The organism is Bacillus sp. LSHTCR4 (assembly GCF_057197025.1).
Genome location: NZ_JBXUNO010000007.1, coordinates 8,316 through 25,321 on the forward strand (window position 1 = coordinate 8,316; position 17,006 = coordinate 25,321).

The 17,006-nt window shown below is 35.8% G+C and carries 14 protein-coding genes; 6 read left to right on the forward strand and 8 right to left on the reverse strand.

Going from position 1 to position 17,006, the window contains the following annotated elements; all coding sequences use genetic code 11:
- On the reverse strand, positions 1–4,745 hold a 4,745-nt coding region (locus tag AC2CGR_RS25785), incomplete at its 3' end, for a SpaA isopeptide-forming pilin-related protein (protein ID WP_484481334.1).
- A 385-nt stretch (positions 4,746–5,130) separates the two neighbouring features.
- Positions 5,131–6,003 (reverse strand): Cof-type HAD-IIB family hydrolase, encoded by an 873-nt coding sequence (locus tag AC2CGR_RS25790; RefSeq protein WP_131101476.1) that lies wholly within the window; start codon positions 6,001–6,003, stop codon positions 5,131–5,133.
- 134 nt (positions 6,004–6,137) lie between these two features.
- Between AC2CGR_RS25790 and AC2CGR_RS25795 the strand changes: the two genes are divergently transcribed.
- Complete coding sequence (locus AC2CGR_RS25795; RefSeq protein ID WP_087966910.1) at positions 6,138–6,755, forward strand: DNA-3-methyladenine glycosylase; 618 nt, start codon at positions 6,138–6,140, stop codon at positions 6,753–6,755.
- Between the two features lie 180 nt (positions 6,756–6,935).
- On the opposite strand, the gene alsD is transcribed toward AC2CGR_RS25795, so the two are convergent.
- Positions 6,936–7,694 (reverse strand): alpha-acetolactate decarboxylase, encoded by a 759-nt coding sequence (gene alsD / locus AC2CGR_RS25800; RefSeq protein WP_087966912.1) that lies wholly within the window; start codon positions 7,692–7,694, stop codon positions 6,936–6,938.
- Between the two features lie 16 nt (positions 7,695–7,710).
- Positions 7,711–9,399: an acetolactate synthase AlsS gene (alsS, locus tag AC2CGR_RS25805; RefSeq protein ID WP_270185462.1), complete on the reverse strand. Its 1,689-nt coding sequence runs from the start codon at positions 9,397–9,399 to the stop codon at positions 7,711–7,713.
- A 396-nt stretch (positions 9,400–9,795) separates the two neighbouring features.
- On the opposite strand from alsS, the gene AC2CGR_RS25810 reads away from it, so the two are divergent.
- Positions 9,796–10,359 carry a DUF1700 domain-containing protein gene (locus AC2CGR_RS25810; RefSeq protein ID WP_270185463.1) on the forward strand — a complete coding sequence of 188 codons (564 nt, stop codon included), beginning with the start codon at positions 9,796–9,798 and terminating at the stop codon, positions 10,357–10,359.
- 18 nt (positions 10,360–10,377) lie between these two features.
- Positions 10,378–10,974, forward strand: a complete 597-nt coding sequence (locus AC2CGR_RS25815; RefSeq protein WP_270185464.1) for an NDxxF motif lipoprotein — start codon at positions 10,378–10,380, stop codon at positions 10,972–10,974.
- A gap of 41 nt (positions 10,975–11,015) precedes the next feature.
- Here the strand turns inward: AC2CGR_RS25815 and AC2CGR_RS25820 are convergent, their stop codons facing one another.
- On the reverse strand, positions 11,016–11,372 hold the full coding sequence (locus AC2CGR_RS25820) for a YlbF/YmcA family competence regulator (protein WP_270185465.1): 357 nt from the start codon (positions 11,370–11,372) through the stop codon (positions 11,016–11,018).
- 142 nt (positions 11,373–11,514) lie between these two features.
- Complete coding sequence (locus tag AC2CGR_RS25825) at positions 11,515–12,651, reverse strand: DUF445 domain-containing protein (RefSeq protein ID WP_270185466.1); 1,137 nt, start codon at positions 12,649–12,651, stop codon at positions 11,515–11,517.
- Between the two features lie 134 nt (positions 12,652–12,785).
- Here AC2CGR_RS25825 and AC2CGR_RS25830 point away from each other — a divergent pair, with 134 nt between their 5' ends.
- On the forward strand, positions 12,786–13,838 hold the full coding sequence (locus AC2CGR_RS25830) for a YheC/YheD family protein (protein WP_087966921.1): 1,053 nt from the start codon (positions 12,786–12,788) through the stop codon (positions 13,836–13,838).
- 20 nt (positions 13,839–13,858) lie between these two features.
- Positions 13,859–15,319, forward strand: coding sequence for a YheC/YheD family endospore coat-associated protein (locus AC2CGR_RS25835; protein WP_131101470.1), 1,461 nt, complete (start codon positions 13,859–13,861; stop codon positions 15,317–15,319).
- A 16-nt stretch (positions 15,320–15,335) separates the two neighbouring features.
- Here AC2CGR_RS25835 and AC2CGR_RS25840 read toward each other — a convergent pair whose 3' ends face one another.
- Positions 15,336–15,581, reverse strand: a complete 246-nt coding sequence (locus AC2CGR_RS25840) for a hypothetical protein (protein ID WP_029437602.1) — start codon at positions 15,579–15,581, stop codon at positions 15,336–15,338.
- A gap of 409 nt (positions 15,582–15,990) precedes the next feature.
- Here AC2CGR_RS25840 and sasP point away from each other — a divergent pair, with 409 nt between their 5' ends.
- Entirely contained in the window at positions 15,991–16,194 is a 204-nt protein-coding gene (gene sasP / locus AC2CGR_RS25845; protein ID WP_000013338.1) for a small acid-soluble spore protein, SasP family, read from the forward strand.
- Positions 16,195–16,245: 51 nt separating this feature from the next.
- Here the strand turns inward: sasP and AC2CGR_RS25850 are convergent, their stop codons facing one another.
- Entirely contained in the window at positions 16,246–16,980 is a 735-nt protein-coding gene (locus AC2CGR_RS25850) for an amino acid ABC transporter ATP-binding protein (protein ID WP_087966925.1), read from the reverse strand.
- Positions 16,981–17,006 lie beyond the last annotated feature (26 nt).

Genomic DNA, 17,006 nt, shown 5'->3' on the forward strand with positions numbered 1-17,006 from the left:
TCTGTTTCTTCACCTGGCTTCTCTGTTTCTTCACCTGGCTTCTCTGTTTCTTCACCTGGCTTCTCTGTTTCTTCACCCGGCTTTTCTGTCTCTTCACCTGGCTTTTCTGTTTCTTCACCTGGCTTCTCTGGACGTTCGCTTGTTTCTTTTTTATTTGTAATTTGAAGTTTTACAACTTCAAATTTTTGATTAGAAATCGTAAATTCGATTTCCTTATCAGATAACTCATAACCTTCTGGCGCTTGAACTTCCTTTAAAATATAATCTCCTGGATCCAGTTCTTTCGAAGTTGCTTTACCATTTTCATCTGATGTTAATGTATCGATTTTTGTTCCGTCTTTCCAAATTTCAAACACTGCGCCTGCTAATTTGTTATTTGTATCATTAGCATCTACCTTTGTAATTTCTAATTGCCCTGTAATTTTTTCTTTCAATTTTTCATTCAACACGTCTTGTTTTACTACTTCATTTGCTACTACGTTTACTTCTACTGTTACTTCAACTGCTTTATAGCCTTCTGGCGCTTTCGTTTCTTCTAACGTATACTTTCCTGGCACTAAGTTTTCGAATTTCACAACACCGTCTTTATTCGTTGTTTTCGTTTCTCCAACTACTTGACCAGCTTCATTTTTTAGCTTGAATTCTGCACCCTCTAGAACTTTTCCGCTCTCCGCATCTTTTTTGATTACTTGTAAGCTTCCCAGTTCTTTTGCATTTTCTACTTGTACTTGTACTACTTTGTTTGCTTCCACAACGACTTCAATTTCTTCTTTTAGCAATTTATATCCTTGTGGTGCTTTCGTTTCTTTTAATGTGTATGTTCCTGGTTCTAATTTCTGAGAGATTACTTTACCTGTTTTATCTGTTCGTAATGTCTCTACTTTTTTACCATCTTTATACACTTCGAATTCTGCATCTGATAATACTTTCGCTTTATCTTCTGCATCTACTTTTACGATTTCGAATTGACCTGTTACTTTTTCATTCGTAACTTCTTGTTTTACTACTTCATTCGCTACTACATTTACTTCTACTGTTACTTCTATTACCTTATAACCTTCTGGTGCTTTCGTTTCTTCTAACGTATACTTTCCTGGCACTAAGTTTTCGAATTTCACAACACCGTCTTTATTCGTTGTTTTCGTTTCTCCAACTACTTGACCAGCTTCATTTTTCAGCTTAAATTCTGCACCCTCTAGAACTTTTCCGCTCTCCGCATCTTTTTTGATTACTTGTAAGCTTCCCAGTTCTTTTGCATTTTCTACTTGTACTTGTACTACTTTGTTTGCTTCCACAACGACTTCAATTTCTTCTTTTAACAACTTATATCCTTGTGGTGCTTTCGTTTCTTTTAATGTGTATGTTCCTGGTTCTAATTTCTGAGAGATTACTTTACCTGTTTTATCTGTTCGTAATGTCTCTACTTTTTTACCACCTTTATACACTTCGAATTCTGCGTCTGATAATACTTTTGCTTTATCTTCTGCATCTACTTTTACGATTTCGAATTGACCAAGACTCTTACTATTCGTTACTTTTACATCAACAATTTTTTCACCGTCAACTGTTACATGAATTACTTGTTTAGTTAACTCATAACCTTCTGGCGCTTTTGTTTCTTCTAACGTATATTCACCCGGCACAAGTCCATCTACTTTAACAGTTCCAGACTTATCTGTTGTAATTCCTTCTTTTACAACATTGCCTTTCACATCTTTCAATGTAAATTCTGCGCCTGCTAAACGTTTCGTTTGATCTTTATCATCCGTTTTAATGATTTGTAGAGAACCTAAGATTTTTTCGTTTTCTGCCTCTAATTTTACAATTTCGTTCTCATTTTGAATTGTTACTTTCCATTCTTTATTCGAAAGCTTATAGCCCTCTGGTGCTTTCGTTTCTTTCACTGTGTATTCACCTAATGGTAATTTTGGTGACATCACTTTTCCATTCTCATCTGTTTTCAGTTCTGCTACCTTTTTACCATCTTTATACACTGCGAATTCTGCACCTGATAACAATTTCGTTTTATCATTTGCATCTACTTTCACCACTTCAAATTGACCTGTTACTTTTTCATTCGTAACTTCTTGTTTTACTACTTCGTTTGCTACTACGTTTACTTCTACTGTTACTTCAACTGCTTTATAGCCTTCTGGCGCTTTCGTCTCTTCTAACGTATACTTTCCTGGCACTAAGTTTTCGAATTTCACAACACCGTCTTTATTCGTTATTTTCGTTTCTCCAACTACTTGACCAGCTTCATTTTTCAGCTTAAATTCTGCATCCTCTAGAACTTTTCCACTCTCTGCATCCTTTTTGATTACTTGTAAGCTTCCCAGTTCTTTTGCATTTTCTACTTGTACTTGTACTACTTTGTTTGCTTCCACAACGACTTCAATTTCTTCTTTTAACAACTTATATCCTTGTGGTGCTTTCGTTTCTTTTAATGTGTATGTTCCTGGCTCTAATTTCTGAGAGATTACTTTACCTGTTTTATCTGTTCGTAACGTCTCTACTTTTTTACCACCTTTGTACACTTCAAATTCTGCATCTGATAATACTTTCGCTTTATCTTCTGCATCCACTTTTACGATTTCAAATTGACCTGTTAACTTTTCGTTCATAACTTCTTGTTTTACTACTTCATTCGCTACTACGTTTACTTCGACTGTTACTTCGACTGCTTTGTAGCCTTCTGGCGCTTTCGTTTCTTCTAACGTATATTTTCCTGGCACTAAGTTTTGGAATTTCACAACGCCGTCTTTATTCGTTGTTTTCGTTTCTCCAACTACTTGACCATTTTCGTTCTTTAGTCTAAATTCTGCGTCTGATAGAACTTTTCCACTCTCTGCATCCTTTTTGATTACTTGTAAGCTTCCTAGTTCTTTCGCATTTTCTACTTGTACTTGTACTACTTTGTTTGCTTCCACAACGACTTCAATTTCTTCTTTCAGCAATTTATACCCTTGTGGTGCTTTCGTTTCTTTTAATGTGTACTTTCCTGGCTCTAATTTCTGAGAGATTACTTTACCTGTTTTATCTGTTCGTAACGTCTCTACTTTTTTACCATCTTTGTACACTTCAAATTCTGCGTCTGATAATACTTTCGCTTTATCTTCTGCATCTACTTTTACGATTTCGAATTGACCTGTTACTTTTTCGGGGATCTTTTTATTCACCACATCTACAGTCACTACTTTATTAGCCTCTACATCAACAGAAACTGAACTAGATGATAATTCATATCCTTTCGGTGCTTCTACTTCTTTTAATGTATAGCTTCCAACTGGAAGTTGTTTCGATAAGGCTTCACCTTTATCATCTGTAACAATTGTTTCCACAACTTTCCCATCTTTATCGATAACATCAAATTTTGCACCTGGTAGAAGTTGACCAGATTCACTATCTTTTTTCAATAATTTAAATTGGCCATTCTCTACTTTTCTCGTATTCTTCATAACAAATTCAATTACGTTTGTATTATCAATTGTTACTTTGACTGGTGTATCAACTTTTATATATCCTTCTGGTGCACTAATTTCTTTTACAAAATAATCACCAAATGGTAAATCTTTAACTTCCGCAATACCCTTTTCGTTTGTTGTAACCGTATCTACAACATTATTCTCTTTATCTATAACATCAAATTTTGCGTCTTTTAAAACAATGTTTTCATCGTTTTCATCAACTTTTTTAATTTGTAAATTTCCTTTTTCAGCTGCTGGCTTTTTCCACTTTGGCCAGTTAAATTTAAAATTATGAACCTCAAATCCATCTCTTTGGTGTAATCCACCAACATAGGCTTGTCCATTAATAGAACCACCTTTTGTTTCTACAACTGCATTAGGTGCAAACACACTACCTACTACACCATAACCTTTAGTTGTTATCTTTGTAGCATTAGGAAATACCCAAATTACCTTACTAGCTAACTCAGTAAAAGATGAATTAGGGTCGTATGCTTGAGATGTATTAATTAAATCCGTCGCCATCCCAGTATTTCTTGTATCATACAAAATTGCACCGCTACCAAAACTCACTTCTTCTGCATCTGAATAAATAACAATAAAGTCTTTATTCTCTACATTCGGAAGAAAAACGTCTGTTACATCAAATGCTTTCTTTCCCGTTTGGCCTGAAGAGACATAAATATTAGGGTTGTTTACATCTTCACCGATTCCAAAGCTCATATTAGGTTTTGGCTTATCAGTCTGTAGTTTACTTGCATCCCCAATTACACCATCAACGTCTTTTCTAAATTCTTTAAACTTAGCATCAATCTCTGCTTGCTCTTTATAAGAGATACGGTCATATGACGTTTTCATTGCACCATCTGGATCACCGTCTTTTGTCATCGCCACTGTTCCATCTTGAATAATTACTTGTCCTGCTCCCGCTTTCGTAAATTGACCGCCTAGTAATAATGATGGATATCCTTCATCTACCCAAGTTGCTCCTGCTAAGTTATTTGCTCCAGTTGCAGCCGCTAAGACTGTATAACTTGATGCATTCATATTTTTTTGAATAGCCATCGCACCCTCAATATCCGCACTCGTTGCACTATGATCTCCAAAAATGATTGCATTGTAATAAGATACATCACCTAAACCTTTTAATTCTGTTGTAGCTGCCTCTGCTTTATATGGTAAATGGATTAAAAAATTCATACATACTAATAACACGACTATAAAACTACTACTTAATTTTTTTATTTTTTGATTAAATGATTTCCTCAAAAAATTCATTCCCCCTTTTATAATTCCTAAATTTATGAAAAGAAGTACTTTTCATATGTACCAATCCTTACTCACATTAACTTAAAATAATCCATTTAAATAAACCAAAGAAACTCTACAACTCATTAATAAAATTACTACAATTCATTTTTGAGATAATACGTGAATGAAACTATCATGCGGGAGTGTTTTTTTGCATATGGAGCTCAACAAAATTAATCTGGAGAATATTTCATATGGTGTAACTATTTTGGCAACATCATTCACTTTACAATAATTTCCCAGAGTATTCAAGTAAATTGTATAGATTTCATAAACAATTCATAATCTAAAACGTTATTATACGTTTTAATCAGTACAACAAAAAAACGTAGCCAAAAGCTACGTTTTTCCTTTATCGTTTCGGTGTATTTTTATGATTCTTCAAAAACGGAAGCGGGAATTGCTTGCGGAAATGTTCTTTAATCATATATTCTACGCCGTTCTCACTATTTGAACGTGTAATCCAGTCGGCTGCTTGTTTTACCTCTACAGGTGCGTTCCCCATCGCTACCCCGAGACCCACATTTTCAATGACCTCTAAATCTTCCGTGCTATCTCCAATCGCAACCATTTCGTTTAACGAAATATTTAAATGCTCTCCAAGCAATTGTAATCCGCGTAATTTTGATACATTTTGCGGCAAAATTTCTATTCGTTTTGAATCACACTCAACGTACTCTATATCTTGAAACGCTTTTCTTAATGTATTGAGCCCTCTTTCTTTTTCACCTTTCGTTTGGAAAAGAACATCAATTTTTGGCGCCGCTACCGGATGATCACGAAGCGCATCACCTAATGAATCTACAAATTGAACTGGATAAAATAACGGATCTGCACTCGATAACACAGTACGCGCAATTAAATTTGGTGTATTTCTCTCACGATTTCCAATTGAAAATCGTTCATGAGAGATGCGGACGTTACAATCAAAGTGCTCTAATACTTGCACAATATTAAATGTCTTCTCTTCCGATAACCTTCTTTGAACGTACGGCTTATCTAACGTTGCTGAAATGAAAGCACCACCGTGTGTCACTAATATAGAATCTAATTTTAACGCCTTTGCTACTTTATGAGCAGACTGAAAATTACGGCTCGTAAATAATGTAACGTATACGTCTTTTCTTTTCACAAATTCAATTGTTTCTCTTAATCCTTTTGCAATTTTTCCGTTGTTGTATAGTAGTGTCCCATCTATGTTAAGAGCTAGTAAGCGATAAATCATGTCGCACTCCCCCTCTTCGCTGTTGTACTCTATCCATAATTTATGAAATAAATGTAGCAAATAGAACGAGTTAGAATTACTACTGAAAATTTGGTTTACTATATACATATACACTCAGTAAAGGAGATAGTACAATGCAAGCACTTCCTTCCTTTTATGAAGGCGATACGTTAGAAGTAGCAAAAAAATTACTCGGACAGAAACTTGTTCATATTGTAGACGGAATAAAGCGAAGTGGAATCATTGTTGAAGTAGAGGCATATAAAGGTCCCGATGATAAGGCCGCACATAGTTACGGCGGCAGACGAACGGACCGCACAGAAGTCATGTTTGGTGCACCAGGACATGCTTACGTATATTTAATTTACGGTATGTACCATTGTTTTAACGTTATTACAGCGCCAGTGGGCACCCCGCAAGGTGTTCTCATTCGAGCTCTTGAGCCAGTAGATGGAATCGAAGAAATAAAACTAGCACGCTACAATAAGACCGAAATTACAAAAGCGCAGTACAAAAATTTAACGAACGGTCCTGGCAAACTATGCCGTGCACTTGGCATCACTTTAAAAGAACGCGGTGTATCGTTACAAAGTGATACGTTACATATTGAATTAGTTCCAAAAGAAGAACACATATCATCACAATATAAAATAACAGCAGGACCTCGTATTAATATCGACTATGCAGAAGAAGCTGTACATTATCCGTGGCGTTTTTATTATGAAGGGCATCCGTTTGTTTCAAAGAAATAAACGATATCAACGATTTTCCGAATATATCTATCGTAACTTACAATATATCAACGATTTTTCAAATATATCTATCATAACTCAAAATATATCAACGATTCGACAAGGAATATCGACTTACCGACAAATAATGACATTACGAATAAAAGAAGACTGTTCCAAAATGGAACAGTCTCTCCCTTTTTACTCTGCACCTTCCGCAGTTGCAATATTATCCTCTAAATTTTCTCTTGATAATTCAGCTGCCATAAAATCAGCTGTTTCTGGAAGTGCTAAATGCATATGAGCTTTTTGACAAATTTGGATCGTACAGTTTTCAACAATATAGTCGAAAACATGTCCGCCTCCGCTTCTTTCATCATCAATATAATGTAAGTGGAATCCAGCTACACCAATACCTTGCGCATAATCTGGCGTCCAAAATCCAGCAAGCGTACCTTCTGTATGTTTAAATGAAAAGATTGGTTGTGATTTCGTCACTTCAACGAGCGGTGTATACGGTTTTTCTTGTCTTGGAACCGTTCTCGTTCTTACTTCACGGAACGTACCATCCATTCGAATCGCATAAAATAAGTTTTTACTCGGCATTAATTCATGTAATAATGCTTCCACTTCTTCGCGATTCATCGGATGCTCTACCGTATAACTCATTTCTTTTTCAAAAAACGTTACAGTCGCAAATGGCGTTGTTTCTTCTGGCTCTACTTTTTCTGCTGAACCGTCTGAACGTAAATGATAAAATTCATTATCAAACGCAATCATTTCACCATCTAATTGATCAAATGTGCCGATACCGAAATCACCACGTTCCTTTAGTTCCTCAAAGCTAATCACACCATCATATATACCATCTAATAGTGCAAGCATTGTAGATGTTTGATATACTTCATTACTCATTTTCGTTTTTTTTGCATCAATATCAATGAATTGCGCAACAGTCATCTCAAATCTGCCTCCATTAGTTTAATTGGTTTGGTAATAATTTTTCGCTTAATTTAATGTTGTCACGGTAATCGATTGGAATATCAATAATGACAGGACCGTCTGCTGCTAATGCTTCTTTTAATACCCCTTCTAATTCATCAGGCTTGTTAACACGAAGACCTAATGCCCCGAAACTTTCCGCATATTTCACAAGATCAACATCACCAAACTCTGTAGCTGATGTTCTGCCGTATTTCATCATTTGTTGGAATGCAACCATATCATATGTGCCGTCTCTCCAAACAAGATGGACGATCGGAGAATTTAAACGTACCGCCGTTTCTAACTCCATCGCTGAGAATAAGAAACCACCGTCACCTGATACGGAAACTACTTTTTTACCTGGTTCTACTAAAGTAGCTGCGATTGCCCAAGGAAGTGCAACACCTAACGTTTGCATACCGTTACTAAATAATAATCTACGTGGTTCATAAGAACGGAAACATCTCGCCATCCAAATAGAATGGGAACCGATGTCACATGTAACGGTTGTATCGTCACTAATTAAAGAACGAAGTGTACGAATCACTTGAAGTGGATGCGTAACACCTTCTGAAGGACGATTTGGAACTTCTGCTTGTTCTGATAATTTCGCACGTAATCGTTCTAATACTGCTTCTGATTTCGTACTTAACACAAGTTTCGGTAATTTTTCTGCGATGCTATTTACTGTTAAGGCAATATCACCAATTAATTCACGCTCTGGTTGGTAATCATGATCGATATCTGCTTGATGGTCATCAAGATGAATAATCGTTCTGTCCCCAAGTTTATTCCAGAATTTCGGATCATACTCAATTGGGTCATAACCGATAGAAATAACAAGGTCCGCTTCTTCTAGTAAAATATCACCTGGTTGGTTACGGAATAATCCAACGCGGCCGAAGAAATGATCTTCTAATTCACGTGAAATCGCACCAGCTGCTTGATATGTTTCAACGACAGGAAGTTCTGTATCTGCAATTAATTCACGAACAGCTTTCGTTACTTCATTTGTGCTTGCTCTCATACCGAGTAAAATAACCGGCAATTTCGCTGCTTTTATTTTTTCTACTACGTATGTAATATCACGTGTGGGAGCGATTCCAAGCTGTGGCTTAGAAAGCGCACCGATAGACTCTACAGTCGTTTCCGCAGTCATAACGTCTTGCGGAAGACTGACTAAAGTAGCGCCTGGATTTGTGGAAGTCGCACTTCGAAATGCATTTGATAATGCTTCTGGCACATTATCAGGATGCTCTACTTCTACGCTATATTTTGTGATTGGTTCGAATAGTGCAGCATTATCCATAGATTGGTGCGTACGTTTTAATCGATCTGTACGTGGAACTGCACCAGCTAAAGCAACAACGGGATCACTCTCCGCATTCGCAGTAACAAGACCTGTCGCTAAATTTGATGTCCCTGGTCCTGAAGTTACAAGACATACACCCGGTTTCCCTGTTAATCTACCAATCGCAGCTGCCATAAATGCTGCGTTTTGTTCATGACGACAAACAATTAACTCTGGTCCTCTTTCTTGCAGTACATCAAATACAGAGTCAATCTTCGCTCCTGGAATACCGAAAACATGTGTAACACCTTGTTTAATTAAACAATCAACAACAAGATCTGCTCCTTTTGTTTTTGTCTTCACGTCGTTTGCTTTTACACCTGTACTCAAACTAATCATTCCTTTATTTCATAATGTGTGTAATAAAGATTTTTAACTTCACCTAGTTAATTAATGTGGTGAAGTATTATTTATCATTATATTACAAATGCATTATTTTTCCAACGATATGAATTTGACAGTTTTTTGACACCGATTAAGGAATACGCTTACAACCCTTTATTTATCCTAAAATAATATTTTTATATTTCCTCAAAAAAACTGAAAAAAAATTGCCATCTCATCACAGTATTTTAAAAATAACAGTACCTTGCAAAGAACAATACCAAATGATATATTTGTAAATAATGGAATACCCATTAATTGGAATGTATTTTGTAATTCGAGTCCCCTTTTCGAAAGATAAGATTCTCAGCTTTCATTATTTTATAAAGGAAAGTGATTGTTATGAACAAAAATGAATTTTTGGAACAACTTAGTTCTTCTCTACGGAATATGCCTAATGTAGAAAAGAAAGATATTATTTCAGAGTACGAAACTCATTTTATTAGTGGTAAACAAGATGGCAAATGTGAAGAAGAAATTGCTAGAAAGCTAGGAAACCCTAAAACGATCGCTAAAGAACTTACTGTTTCCTATGCAATAAGCAATGCTGACAAGAAACGAAGCTTTAAAAATATGATAACCGCACTATTTTCTGTTATGAGCTTAAGTGTTTTAAACTTTGCATTTATCTTTATCGCCTTTTTCGTACTACTCTTTTTATTACCTTTTCTTCTAGCACTGGTCATTGTCACTCCATTCTTAATCATTTCACCTATTTTATTAATAGGGTTAGGATTTTTTAAAGGGTTTCATCAAATTAGCTATTCCGATGTTTATAATGTGTTCATCGCTTTTTGCAGTGGTTTACTTATATCCGTCATATGTTACCAAATGGTAAAACATCTATACGCAACTTTAGTAAAGTATTTGAAATGGAATGTGGCTATTTTACAAAGACACTACTGAATATAAAAGGAGATCCATATGAAAAAGTATATTTTATACGCACTCATGCTACTTACAGTTTTATTACTACCAGCTTGTTCAAACAGTTCACACCCTAGGGAAGAAGACGATGTACAATCTATTAAAGATGTTACGATTAAAATTCCGGAAACTATATTCACTTCCTCCAAAAAGAATGAAACGATTAACGAAGACGAAATGAAACAAAATATAAAAACTTATTTAGATTATAGCGGAGAGTTATACGAAAACATCGTTCCACTTTCGTCAGCCATGTCTGACGAGAAGGTTACTGAATCCGACCGGGAGAAATTAAAACAACTAGTAGATTTAGCACAACAAAATGATGCGAACTTCCATCATTTTATTAGTAACAATATGATTCCTTCTAACTACAAACAGCCTTCAAAGGAAATTCATAATTATATTTCAGCATCTACAGCACTTTCAGTAGAATTAGATCAGGAAATAGAAAAATTCGCTCAAGATGGTAACTTATTCAAAACTGATTTTTCTTTTACAAAACGCTTTGAGAAAGTTAATGGCAGAAAGCAAAAAGAAATTGAAAAGTTTTTGAAGGAAAAAAATATTGAGACTGAGTATTTCAAGAAATAACAAACAAAAAAGACGCCCCTATACTAGGGCGTCTTCTCTCATTACGCTTGTTGTTGCGCGCTATATAATTCTTCAAGTGGCTTCATGATAATTTTGTTAACGTCGCCGATTACAACGTTTAAGCGTTGCTCAGTTTCCATTAACTTTGTAATTTTAGCATCTTGTTGAATGCGAACTACAACTTCTTGTGCTTGTTGGTTGTCTTCTTCAGTGATTTCTTGACCTTGCATCATTTTTTGTTGTAGGCTAAGTTGCATTGTGCGGAACTCATCGAATAAGTTCTTTGAAGCTGCATCAGCTTGAACTGATGCGTAGCTCTCTTTTAACGTTTTGAAGTCATCGTTTTCAGCGATTGCTTTTTGTAATTCATATGCTACATCATGAATGTTTTTTGTCATTTTATTTTTCCTCCTTTAGAAGGCTAGCGCTTTTCATACGCACTGCCTTTTACGTGCATTTACATACGCACCTCTTCTTACCATATCAAACTATGCAAGAGATGTGAAGAAATTTCACTTTTATTTGTATGTACATATCTTATTATTTAAGAAACAACAGTAATAACCCTTGCACGATTCCAATCATTCCGCCTAATAAGGCACCTAAATACGTAATCATTTTTAGTTCATTTTTTGTAATGGACAGAACTAAATCTTCTAGTCTCTCCGTTGAAAATGTAGACACTTCTTGCTGGACAATTTCAGCCAAGTGGAGATTATTTAGTATACTCGCTACGTTTTCTGCTCCCCACTTCAAGCCTTTCATTACTGCACTTGGAACTACCTTTTCCATAATTGTTTCTCGAACTGGCTCACATACTTGCTGTACAGATTGGTTTAAAAACTTACTCACTGTTTCCTCAACTTTAACAGCTGACAATATGGAGTTTACAATCATTTCTTTTTCTACAAACGTTTCTAACTCTTTTACATCTCTTCCTTTTAACTTCTCCCACTCTTTTTGCAGTACATCAGTTAAAAGCTGCTTTGTGCCATCTTGCCCTAAAAACTTAATGACTTCTGGTTGCACACGATCCACTACACTTACATTTCCTAAAAACATTCCGACTAAGTTAAGCAATGTACCCCTAGAAGCAAAGAAATCATCAATCATTTTTGAAAGACGAGCTTTCCCTTCTTCACTTTCAAAAAAACTGATTCCTCGTTCTAAAATAAATACTGAAACATTTGGAATCGCACTCTCTATTTTTTCATGAACAGACTGAGGTAAAGCCTGTTCCCATGTATATGTATAGTACTCTTCTAAAAATGCCTGAATCTTTTCTGTAATTACCTGTTCGATTTTCTCGGTCGCTTCTTTTTCTACATGCGCTATGTTCCATTTTTCTAACATGTGTCGCAGTGACTGTTCATTCATAATTACTTTATCCACTTCTACTTGTGCCCAGTGGATTAAACCTTTTTGAAACTCTTCATTTGTTAACTTCTTTCCGATTCCTTCTGGTGTTAACAAATGCTCAACAACCATTTTCCCTAATTGAACAGCAAGCTCATCGCGGCGCTTCGGAATTAATCCTGGTGTAAATGGAACTTGAAATTTCCCAATATAAATAGGACGATGAGGACGAAATAACATTTTTATCGCTAAATGATTTGTAAATCCTCCAATAATCGCTCCGAGCCCTGTCGTTGTTAACATACTTAACCATATATTCATTACAATCAACCTTTCGCTTCTCCAAAACCATAGCATATCATCATACGGACAAAAGTATAATGGTATAAAAACGTATTTGCAATATATAGCTTCGCCTATTATGCCAACATTTTGTTAGTAAAGGAGTGATTTCGTTGGTTCTCGGTATTTTAACTTCTCAGCCTCATTATGAGCAAACATATTACACCGAAATCGCTAAACGCGCTCGGCTTTATCATAATGTCGTTGCACAGTTTACGCCGTTTGGTATTGATCCTAAAACAGATCTTATTTCTGGTCTGATTTATGATACAGATACAGGAAAATGGAAAGAGCAAACATTCCCTATTCCTTCTTATATATACGATCGTTCTTCTTTTAACGAGGAAACAGACATCGAAAAAGCAAAGTCAATTATTCACTCATTACACAACCGTCCTTCCACTACCTTTTTAAATAACACACTCATTGACTTAAGCGAACTACATGATATATTTCTCACGAATAAAAAATTATCACCTTATATACCAAAATTTGAAATAGCAACGATACACAACGTTTTCAAACTGTTATTAAAAACAAAAGATATTATTATACGTCCTACTAACACGCATTCCAATGAAAGTCTGTACCGGGTCGCTTATAAAAATAAAACATTTCATATTGATACGATAAATGACGCCTATCATGATTCTACTCCAATGAAACGGACTGATGAATTTATATCTTGGTACAAATCTAATATACGATCAGCACGTTACATCACCCATACAATGCTGCAACCACCAAATCAATTAACATACCCACTTCATATTCGGACTATTTTACAAAAAAATAAAGAACAGAAGTGGAACGTTATCGGTCAGTTTATACAAAAAAGTTCATTTCCGAATCAACTTTTACTTTCGGCAACCGATGATTCCTCGCTGCATGCATTTTCAAAAATTAAATACGTACTATCTAGTACCGGTGTACAATTATTACAGGACGCTTTACAAGACATTATAAATGAAGTGTTTCAAACACTAGATCAATCTTATTCTTCGTTATTTGAGCTAGAGCTTTCCACTATTATGGATCAAAAAGGGGCAATTTGGCTTATGTATGTCAACACGATTCCTCCGTACGAACATTACATTCGTCATAGTGATTCATTAGCCGAAAAAATATATCACGGACCATTAAAATTTAGTCGCTTTACACCATAATGAAAGGGGGTAAATCTATTTTGAAAGAGCATATATATACATTAAATATTTCAGATGAGCATCCAAATAGTATTACTTTACCTTATATTTTTTCCATCACACCACCAATTACATCCCTTTCCTTCGGCCTACGCCATGTTGCAAGTGAAGATGTAAAAATTCATTATTCCTTTGCTCGCGAAATCATTATTGGAAAACAAATTGCAGAGAAACTTTTACTTCCTCATTCCACTACTATCCATGCATTCACACAAAACCAAACGATTATTTTCGGACCATTAATCGGGATTTTCACAACTGGTTTTAACGATGACGCTTCTAATCCTTTAGGGAACCGTTCCACTTCTCTTGGCGAGTTACTAACGCCACCATTCACCTTACGACCATTTGTATTCGTTTTTGGTGTGCAACATATAGACTGGGAAGACGAAACAATTGAAGGGTATTTCTTTCAAGAGGAAAAGTGGATAAAGAAAAAAGTTCCTTTACCGAATGTCATTTACGATCGATTACCAAATCGGAAAGCCGAAAATTATAAACCGATCGTAAGAGCAAAAAGAAAGCTAGAGCATGACTATGCTATTCCATGGTTTAACCCAGGTTTTTTTAATAAATGGGAAGTCCATCAACTTCTTATGAAAGATGAATCCATCATACCGTTATTACCAAACACAGAAACATTTCAGCACTTCGAACAAGTGGAACGATTTCTCGGAACGTATAAATCAATTTACATGAAACCGATTCATGGTAGCTTCGGTAGAAATATTCATCAACTATTTTATTCTCAAGCAGAGAATTGCTACTACTGTCGTTATCGCGAAAATGAAGAAAATAAACTAAGAAAGTACCAATCATTAGAAACGCTTCTGAACCATGTATTGAAAGGACATGATTTAAAAAAGTTTATCGTACAACAAGGTATTTCCTTACTTCGCTTCGACGGTCAACCTGTTGACTTCCGCATTCATACAAACAAAAATCATTTTGGTCAATGGATGGTCAGTGCAATCGTGGCAAAAATTGCTGGCAAAGGTAGCTTAACAACGCATGTAAATAGCGGTGGCGATACCAAATTACTTCAAGAACTTTTTCCAGATTCAACGAAACAAGTTCAAATTGAAAATAAGTTAAAACATACCGCCTTACAAATTAGTTACGCGCTCGATGAACAAGTAACCGGAAATATCGGAGAAATCGGTTTTGATATCGGTTTAGACACACAGGAAAACCCATGGCTCTTTGAAGCAAACTCTAAACCAGGGCGTACTGTATTCCAAGATGCCAAGTTAAAAGAACAAAGTGAACTAACGCGCCAATTATTTTACGAATATGCCATCTACTTAACTGAACATTCTTTGCGCGATACAAAAGAAAAAATGTCCCAAATAAAATCAGAGACTTCCTCAAACAACGAGCATATCCCGTCCCCTATGATTCACTTACAAATACAAAAACAAAAACTTCCACCTCATTCATAAGGTGGAAGTTTTCTATTTACACAAGTTTTACTACAACCTCTGTTTCCACATTACATACTCCGCAATAAAAAATATGATTGCAATATTCATTTGAATTATTATGTGTTAAACCATCTACTGCACTCAATAATTCTTGGTCCATATACGCACTATAATCGTCTATGTAATCTACAGCCTTCCCATAGTCTTGGAGTATACCTTGGCAATTTTGACAAGAATATGTTTGTGATTCTAATGCGTTGCAAAGCGGGCAAATTCCCATCACGATTCCTCCATACGTTATCTGATTGAAGAGAGCATCTAGCCATGCGTAAGAGCGTCTGTCCCGCCCCTACTCAAAATAGAACACTAAATGTAATACGTCATAAATAAGAAGTTAATGATTTGCCCCAAAATATCGGGATACAAAAAAACATATTTCATATTGCCTTTAGTTTAGCCTTCTTTCTAAAAAATACAACGATTACTCTTATTTCATAATTTACGAAATCACTAAGATTTTTTTACAAAATTTACAAATTATTATTTCGTATATCTTTCTAGGTAACATCCATACTATGAGTACAAACTTAATTACCGATGGATTAGCGCCAAACGGGGCGATAATCTGGTTCAACTCCAGCTAGTCCAACCAAAAAAAATTTTTATAACTCTAAGGAGGATATATTCCTATGGCAAACCAAAATTCTTCAAATCAATTAGTAGTACCAGGAGCAACAGCTGCAATCGACCAAATGAAGTACGAAATCGCTCAAGAATTTGGTGTACAATTAGGAGCAGATTCTACGGCTCGTGCTAACGGTTCTGTTGGTGGCGAAATTACAAAACGTCTAGTTGCAATGGCTGAGCAAAGCCTTGGCGGATTCCACAAATAAATATATATGGCAAAAAGGTCTCAAGGCATATGCCTTGAGACCTTCCTTAATTTATTGCAACATTTGTAAAAACTTCTTCGTACGTTCTTCTTTTGGATTTGTAAATACATCTTCTGGTGTACCTTGTTCGACAACGACACCGCCATCCATGAAAATAACGCGGTTTGCAATTTGATGTGCAAAGCGCATTTCGTGCGTTACAATGACCATCGTCATACCTTCTTTAGCAAGTTCTTTCATTACTTTCAGAACTTCTTGAACGAGTTCAGGATCAAGTGCTGACGTCGGCTCATCAAATAGTAACACCTCAGGCTCCATCGCAAGCGCGCGAGCAATTCCAACGCGCTGTTGTTGTCCGCCTGATAATTGGAACGGATATAAGTCCACTTTATCTGCTAAACCAACTTTTTCAAGGAAATAGTTTGCTTTTTTCTTCGCTTCTTCTTTCCCCATCTTTTTCACTGTAACGAGCCCTTCCATTACATTTTGAAGTGCTGTTAAATGCGGGAATAAGTTATGGTGCTGGAATACCATACCTGTTTGGGTACGAAGGTTAACAATATCTTTCTTCGATACTTTTTGAGAGAAGTTAAGCTCTTTATTACCGATACGAATATTACCAGCGTTCGGCGTTTCCAATACATTAAGACAACGTAAGAATGTCGTTTTACCAGATCCAGACGGCCCAATAATAACAACAACTTCGCCCTTCTCAACTGTTAAATCTATATGCTTTAGTACGGTATTATCTCCGAAACTTTTTTGTAAATGCTGAATTGAAATCATAAAAACAAAAACTCCTTTTGTGAAAG